At 67.2% G+C, this 7,120-nt stretch carries 8 protein-coding genes; 5 read left to right on the top strand and 3 right to left on the bottom strand.

The window, feature by feature from the left end; translation table 11 throughout:
* Positions 1-347, top strand: a 347-nt coding sequence (locus FVW20_RS03885; RefSeq protein ID WP_196608373.1) for a phosphoadenosine phosphosulfate reductase family protein, incomplete at its 5' end; no start/stop codon positions are given.
* A gap of 237 nt (positions 348-584) precedes the next feature.
* On the opposite strand, the gene FVW20_RS03880 is transcribed toward FVW20_RS03885, so the two are convergent.
* Positions 585-803, bottom strand: coding sequence for a dual CXXC motif small (seleno)protein (locus FVW20_RS03880; RefSeq protein ID WP_196608372.1), 219 nt, complete (start codon positions 801-803; stop codon positions 585-587).
* A gap of 244 nt (positions 804-1,047) precedes the next feature.
* On the opposite strand from FVW20_RS03880, the gene FVW20_RS03875 reads away from it, so the two are divergent.
* The 4 genes from FVW20_RS03875 (at position 1,048) to FVW20_RS03860 (ending at position 4,946) form a co-directional block, all read left to right on the top strand.
* Positions 1,048-1,563 carry a ferritin gene (locus FVW20_RS03875; protein WP_196608371.1) on the top strand — a complete coding sequence of 172 codons (516 nt, stop codon included), beginning with the start codon at positions 1,048-1,050 and terminating at the stop codon, positions 1,561-1,563.
* A 135-nt stretch (positions 1,564-1,698) separates the two neighbouring features.
* Complete coding sequence (locus tag FVW20_RS03870) at positions 1,699-3,390, top strand: 2-oxoacid:acceptor oxidoreductase subunit alpha (protein ID WP_196608370.1); 1,692 nt, start codon at positions 1,699-1,701, stop codon at positions 3,388-3,390.
* 272 nt (positions 3,391-3,662) lie between these two features.
* Positions 3,663-4,514, top strand: coding sequence for a 2-oxoacid:ferredoxin oxidoreductase subunit beta (locus tag FVW20_RS03865; protein WP_196608369.1), 852 nt, complete (start codon positions 3,663-3,665; stop codon positions 4,512-4,514).
* Positions 4,515-4,598: 84 nt separating this feature from the next.
* Positions 4,599-4,946 (top strand): cytoplasmic protein, encoded by a 348-nt coding sequence (locus tag FVW20_RS03860; protein WP_196608368.1) that lies wholly within the window; start codon positions 4,599-4,601, stop codon positions 4,944-4,946.
* A 261-nt stretch (positions 4,947-5,207) separates the two neighbouring features.
* Here the strand turns inward: FVW20_RS03860 and FVW20_RS03855 are convergent, their stop codons facing one another.
* Together FVW20_RS03855 and glpX are read right to left on the bottom strand one after the other, a co-directional pair.
* A complete protein-coding gene (locus FVW20_RS03855; RefSeq protein WP_231038842.1) occupies positions 5,208-5,681 on the bottom strand; it encodes a hypothetical protein in 474 nt (157 codons plus the stop codon).
* 333 nt (positions 5,682-6,014) lie between these two features.
* Complete coding sequence (glpX, locus tag FVW20_RS03850) at positions 6,015-6,998, bottom strand: class II fructose-bisphosphatase (protein ID WP_012611343.1); 984 nt, start codon at positions 6,996-6,998, stop codon at positions 6,015-6,017.
* Positions 6,999-7,120 lie beyond the last annotated feature (122 nt).

Below are 7,120 nucleotides of genomic sequence, written 5' to 3'. Positions count from 1 at the left end.
GCGCGGTGCGTGCGCTGGACGTGGCCGTGCTGCTTACCGGCATCCGCCGCGACGAGCACCCCGACAGGGCCGCCCGGCCCGTGCGCGAGCCGGTGGCGGAACCGCCCCACCTGCGTGTGCACCCGGTGCTGGACTTCAGCGAGATGGACGTGTGGGCCGCCACCATGCAGCTTGGCCTGCCCCACTGCGAACTGTACGACCGGGGGTACCGCTCGTTGGGGTGCATGCCGTGCACCCTGCCGCCGGAAGGCATGCGGGGCGCGCAGGGCGCGGGGGGCGAGCGCGCCGGTCGCGCCGCCGACAAGGAGGCCATGCTGGCTTCGCTGCACGCCCTGGGCTATTTCTAGAACCATCCCGCCCTGGAAGCAGCATCTGGCTGTCACGCGCGGCGGTGAATGCACCGCCGTTCCTGCCCGCCGTTCCGGTGGCATCAGGCTTTCGCGCCTGCCCGCCGTGCCCGCCATTCCCTGGCCGTTCCCCCTTCCTGTCCCCTGTCCCCCTCACGCGCATGCGAAAAGGGGACGGAAGTCTCGTGACTTCCGTCCCCTTTTCGCGTGTTCGCCGTACCGGATAGTCGCAAGCGGCTACGTCCGGTCGCAGTACACGTTCTCCATGAACGACTCCAGGGCCTCGTCCATCTGGGCCACGTATTCGCCCACGTCGTGGGTGGTGCGGCAGGTGGTGCAGCGCAGGAACACCTCGTGGCAGGTGCGCTCCACGCGCAGCGCGGTGCCGCAGGTGCGGCAGGGAATGGTGGTCTGGGCGGCCCGGGCCTGCCCGAAGCCGTAGCTGGTGCTGTACATGCGGTCTCCTTGCGGCGCGGCCAGGGCGTGGTGCCCGTTGAACCGATGACGGGCGGCGGGGCGGTCCCCGCATTGGCCGCGCAGGCGGGGCATACCCCATCGCGCCCGTACCGGCAATCCCTTTCCCCCCCCTTCCCCTTGCGCAAACCCGCCCTTCGTGTACTATGGTAAATACTGCCGGTTATTGCGTGAACCGGTGCCCACGGCCCGGCATCCGGCCAATTTCGCACTCAAGGAGACCACGATGCTTTCCGAACGCATGAACCAGGCCCTAAACGATCAGGTCAAATGGGAAATGTATTCCAGCTACCTGTACCTCTCCATGTCCGCCTACCTCGCGGACATGGGCCTTTCCGGCTTTGCCAACTGGATGCGGGTGCAGGCGCAGGAAGAACTGTTCCACGCCATGAAGTTCTACGACTTCATCAACGAACGCGGCGGCAGGGTGATCCTGCAGCCCATCGACGCGCCTCCTTCTTCTTGGGACGGCGTGCTGGACGCCTTCCAGAAGACCCTGGAGCACGAGCGCCACGTCACCGCGCGCATCAACGATCTGGTCAACGTGGCCATTGAAGAGCGCGACCACGCCACCAACATCTTCCTGCAATGGTTCGTCACCGAACAGGTGGAGGAAGAGGACGGCGTGAACGACCTGCTGCACAAGCTGCGGCTCATCAACGGCGAAGGCCAGGGCATGCTGCTGCTGGACAAGGATCTGGCGGCGCGGGTGTTTACCATGCCTGCGGCGGCAACGGCCTAGACGAAAGACACTCCGGGCGGGCGAACCGGCTGGGCGCGCCCCTGGGGCGTTCCCGGACCGGTAACCCGCCCGCGCATGCGCCCGGCGTACGGCGCGGCATGACGGCGAGACGGCACACAAGCAAGGAGGTGCGGCGTGAGCCACACAGGCAGAAACATCGTCATCGGCGGCGAGGCCGGGCAGGGTCTGGTCACCATCGGCCAGATGCTGACCAAGGCCCTGATCCGCAGCGGCTATGAGGTCGTGGTGTCGCAGGACTACATGTCCCGCGTGCGCGGCGGCCACAACACCTACAGCATCCGCGTGCACGACGCACCCATAGCCGCCCCGGCGGAAGCCATGGACGTGCTGGTAGCCCTGAACCAGGAAACCGTCAGCCTGCACAAGCATGAACTGGCCGACGGCGGCATCGTCATCCTTGATGCCGGGTTGGACCCGGAAGGGACCAAGGCCGTGCCCGTGCCCTTCAAGGACCTGTCCCCGCGCCCCATCTTCGAGAACGTGGCCGCGCTGGGCGTGCTGGGATCCTTGCTGGGCGTGGACAGGCCCACCATGGAAGGGCTGGTGCGCGAAACCTTCGGCAAGAAGGGCGACGAGGTGGTCGGCCAGAACATGAAGGTGCTGGACGACGCCTGGAAATGGGCGGAAGCCCACCGCGCCAGTTGCGCCGCGCTGCCCGCGCCCAAGGGGCCAAAGGGCCGCATGATGCTGCACGGCAACGAGGCCATCGCCCTCGGTGCGCTGGCCGCAGGGGTGAAGTTCTGTTCGTTCTATCCCATGACCCCGGCCACCTCGGTGGCGCAGGAACTGATCACCAAGGGGCGCAAGCTGGGCGTGGTGGTGGAACAGGCAGAGGACGAGATTGCCGCCATCAACATGGCGCTGGGGGCCACCTATGCCGGGGCCAAGGCGCTGGTGCCCACGTCCGGCGGCGGCTTTGCCCTGATGACCGAAGGCGTCAGCCTTGCGGGCGTCATGGAGGCCCCGGTGGTCATCGTGCTGGCCCAGCGGCCCGGCCCGGCCACCGGTCTGCCCACCCGCACCGAACAGGCCGACCTGAACCTGGCCCTGTACGCGGGCCACGGTGAATTCCCCCGCGCCATCCTGGCCCCCGCCACCATCGAGGATTGCTTCCACCTTACCCACGCGGCCTTCGACCTGACCGAACGCTTTCAGACGCCGGTCTTCGTGCTGACCGACCAGTACCTGTCCGACTCGTATCGTGCTGTGGTGCCTTTCGACCTGGATGCGCTGCCCCCCGTGGCCGAGCCGGACTTCAGCCCCGGAGGCGGTCCGAAGTTCAAGCGTTACAAAAGGTATGAACTGACCGAAAGCGGCGTGTCGCCCCGCAAGGTGCCGGGCTTTACCGAAACCCTGGTGTTGGCCGACTGCCACGAGCATACCGAGCAGGGCAACATCACCGAGGACGCGGACCTGCGCAACGCCATGAACGACAAGCGGCTGCGCAAGGGCGAGGGCCTGCGCGCGCTGTGCATTCCCCCGCGCGTGTCCGATGATGCCAACCCCGATCTGCTGCTGGTCTGCTGGGGCTCCAGCGAGGGACCGGTGGCCGAGGCGGCGGAGTTGCTGCGCGACAGGGGGCGCAGCGTGGGCGTCATGAGTTTCACCCAGGTCTGGCCGCTGGACCCCGCGCAGTTCCTGCCCGCACTTCAGGCGGCGAAGGAAGTGGTATGCGTGGAAGGCAACGCCACGGGGCAGTTCGCCCGCCTGCTGCGGCAGGAGACCGGGTTCGAGGTGTCGCGCACGCTGCTGCGCTATGACGGGCGCATATTCACGCCGAAGTGGCTTGCGGAGCGCTTGGAGTAGGCAACCCGGCCTTTTTCCCGCTGGCTTCCGACCCGGAGGGCGCGAAGCGTGGCCGTTGGGCGAGTTCGCGAGCCCTACGGACATCGGGCGCAAAGCGGTCAAACGTCACCGGCCATATCGGTCAAATACCAAAGAGTATATTCCCTCATGGCCGGTTCGTTTTCCTTGCCAGCGGAAAAAAATCCTGGGTTGCCAAATGGCGTCACGACTCGGGCATTGCTGTGACCACTGACAGGACAGCGGAATCCCGTAGGGAATTTCCAGGAGCGATCATGGATATCGAAGTCTACGGCGAATACAAGAAGACCTCGTGGTGCCCCGGCTGCGGCAACCACGACGTGATGAAGGCCGTGCGCCAGGCGCTGGCCGGGCTGGACCTTGCCCCCAACAGGGTGGCACACGTTTCCGGCATCGGGCAGGCGGCCAAGGCCCCGCACTACATCGACCTCAACGGCTTCAACGGCCTGCACGGGCGCGGCCTGCCCCCGGCGCAGGCCATCAAGCTGTGCAACCCGGAGCTGACCGTCATCGCCCAGAGCGGCGACGGCTGCAACTACGGCGAGGGCGGCAACCATTTTCTGGCGGCCATCCGCCGCAACGTGGACATGACCCTGCTGGTGCACGACAACCAGATATACGGGCTGACCAAAGGGCAGGCCAGCCCCACCACCCCGGAAGGGCAGATCACCAAGAGCCAGCCCGACGGGGTGCGCAATGCGCCGTTCAACCCCGTTGCCGTGGCCGTGGCCATGAAATGTTCGTTCGTGGCGCGCTCGTTCTCGGGCAACACCCCGCATCTGGTGAAAATGATCCAGCTGGCCATCCAGCACAAGGGCTTCGCGCTGGTGGACCTGTTCTCGCCGTGCGTGTCGTTCAACAAGGTCAACACCTTCGGCTGGTACAAGCAACGCTGCCAGGAACTGCCGGAAGACCACGACCCCACCGACTGGGCCGCCGCCATGCAGGTGGCGCAGGAATTCGGCGAGCGCATTCCCGTCGGGGTCATCTACCGCAACGACAGGCCCCCGCTGGATGCCAGCCTGCCCGTGCTGCAAAAGGGGCCGCTGGGCCGTCAGCCCGTGGACAGGGACGGGTTGAGGGCGTTGATGCAATCCTACACCTAGAAGCCGTTTCCGGATTGTCTTTTCGTCCGTCGGGCTGGTGGCCGCCGCGCCACCGGCCCGGCGGAAAACCAAGGGAGGGGAGCCATGCACAAGGTCGTGCTGTATGCCATTCAGGGCGAGGTGCCCTGTTTCGTGCACGTGATGCTGAACGCGCTGGACATGCACGCGCGCGGCTGGGACGTGCGCGTGGTGGTGGAGGGGCAGGCCATCAAGGCCGTGCCCGTGGTGGCCGGCTCCGGGCACACCATGCGCCCGCTGTTCGAAAAGGCGCGCGATGCCGGGCTGTTCGCCGGAGCCTGCAAGGCCTGTGCATCCATCCAGCGCGTTGCGGAAGAGGTGGAGGCCACCGGGCTTGAACTCATCGGCGACATGAGCGGGCACCCGGCCATGGGCGACTGGATCGAACGGGGCTACACGGTGATCACCATGTAGGCCGCCATTGCGAGCGGATGTGGTGCGAACGGAACCTGTCCGACTCCCCTGTCGGGGCAGCCGGGCCGCACACGCGTTACGCCCCGCCGGATGGTGTTCCGGCGGGGCGCGGTGCGTTCAACGTGCGGGTAAGGTGCCAGGAGGATTGGGTGGGGGCTGTGGACCGCCACCGCAGGAGGCGAAGGCGAACTGCCCCTGAACTCACGCAGGCAGCGCGAGAGCCGTGCTCGACAGTGCCGGGGTGCGGGGCGGCGGTGCCCGCTATTCGCCCATCACGGCGCGCAGCAGCGAGGCCAGTTGGCGGCGCACCAGTTCGGTTTCCGCCGGGGTCACCTGCGGCATGTCGGCGGGGCGGTTGGCCCCGGCCAGCGCGTCGCCTTCCTCAATGTCGGCCAGCGCCGCCGCCGAGCGGCCCATGATGAAGAAGAACCGTTCCGGCTTCCAGCCCATGCGTTCGAGTTCCGCCGCGGCAGGCGCGGAGTATTCGAAGCCGGGCAGGCCGTCCGCGCCCACGGAGGGGTGGGGGGCTTCGCCTGCCCGCTTCACCCAGTCGCGGAAGCGGGGAAAGTCGTCGATGAAGCGGGTCAGCTCGGCGTTGTCGAACGGGGGCTGTTCGTAGAAACCCGCCGCGCGGGCCTCCGGCGCGGTCAGCAGAAGCAGCACGAGGCAGATGCAGGCAAGGGGCGCGGTCAGGCCAAAGGCCCGGCGCAATGCGGCAAGGCGGAATGCAGGCATGAACATGGAAATCCTTTGGTTGCGGTAGGGCGGGGCGTTTGGGCAGCTGTGCCTGCCCCGCCAGGCTCGGCGGGTTCACCGGGCTGCCCAGACCCATCGGGCAGGCCCCGGATGCACCTGTCTGTCTACAGGCGGTGACGCCGAAAGGGAAGCCCGGCGGAGCCGGTACGATACGGGTGGGGGCGTCGTGCGTCGCGCATGCCGGGGGGCGCAGGTCCGACGTCCACACGAAGGCGCGGGAACGAAATGGCCGGTGCGTTGCCGCACCGGCCAGTGAATGCAGGAATCCGGGTGCGCAACCGTCCAAAAGGGCGGCTGCGTCATCCGCCAGTTCTAGTCGTACTTCACCGAACTGATCTTCATCAGGCGGTCCCAGTTGTGGTACGATTCGATGTAGCGGATGGTGCCCGTCTTGCCGCGAATGACCACCGAATGGGTGATGGCGCCCACGCCCGTGTACTGCACCCCGCGCAGGAAGGTGCCGCCGGAAATGCCCGTGGCGGCAAAGAACACCTCGTCGCTGCGCACCAGGGTATCCACGGTGTGGATTTCGCGCAGGTCAAGGCCCGCGTCGTGCAGGGCCTCCTTTTCAGGGTAGGACTGCGGGTCCAGGCGGGCCAGCATCTGGCCGCCCACGCCCTTGATGGCGCAGGCCGCCAGCACGCCTTCGGGGGTGCCGCCGGTGCCCATCATCACGTCCACTTCCGAGCGCGGGTCAACGGCCATCAACGCACCGGCCACGTCGCCGTCGGTGTGCAACTGGATGCGTGCGCCCGATTCGCGGATGCGCTGGATGAGCTTTTCGTGGCGGGGTTTGTCCAGCACGAAAACCACCAGGTCGTCCACGTCCTTGCCCAGCGCCTTCGCGATCTTCTGAAGATTTTCCTTCACCGGGGCGTCGATGTCGATGACGTCGCGCGCGGCGGGGCCCACCACCAGCTTTTGCATGTAGAAGCTGGGGCCGGGGTTGTACATGGTGCCCGCAGGGGCCACGCCCACCACGGAAATGGCGTTGGGGCGGCCATAGGCCAGCAGCTTGGTGCCTTCCACGGGGTCCACGGCCACGTCGATGGCCGGGCCGCGACCGGTGCCCACCTTCTCTCCGTTGTGCAGCATGGGGGCGTGGTCCTTCTCGCCTTCGCCGATGATCACGTGGCCGGCCACGTTCAGCGAATTGAAGGACAGGCGCATGGCGTCAACGGCAGCGCCGTCGCCCGCGTCGTTGTTGCCCTTGCCCAGCCAGCGGGCGGATGCCAGCGCGGCGGCTTCGGTGACGCGCACGAGATCGAGGGCGAGATTCTTTTGCGGGGCTTCCATCAACGGTCCTCCAGTGGGGTGGTGCTTCTTGCTTCGGAAACGCGACGCGCCGCGTGAACCCGTGCGGCACAAGGCCGTGCGGGGCGCGGGCGCGGGCTGCCTCCGGCGGTCGGAGGGGCGGC

The sequence above is a fragment of the Nitratidesulfovibrio oxamicus genome (assembly GCF_015731765.1).
Lineage (GTDB): Bacteria > Desulfobacterota > Desulfovibrionia > Desulfovibrionales > Desulfovibrionaceae > Cupidesulfovibrio > Cupidesulfovibrio oxamicus.
The sequence above is the reverse complement of the archived record's forward strand: the minus strand, read 5'-3'. Positions and strand labels throughout refer to the sequence as shown.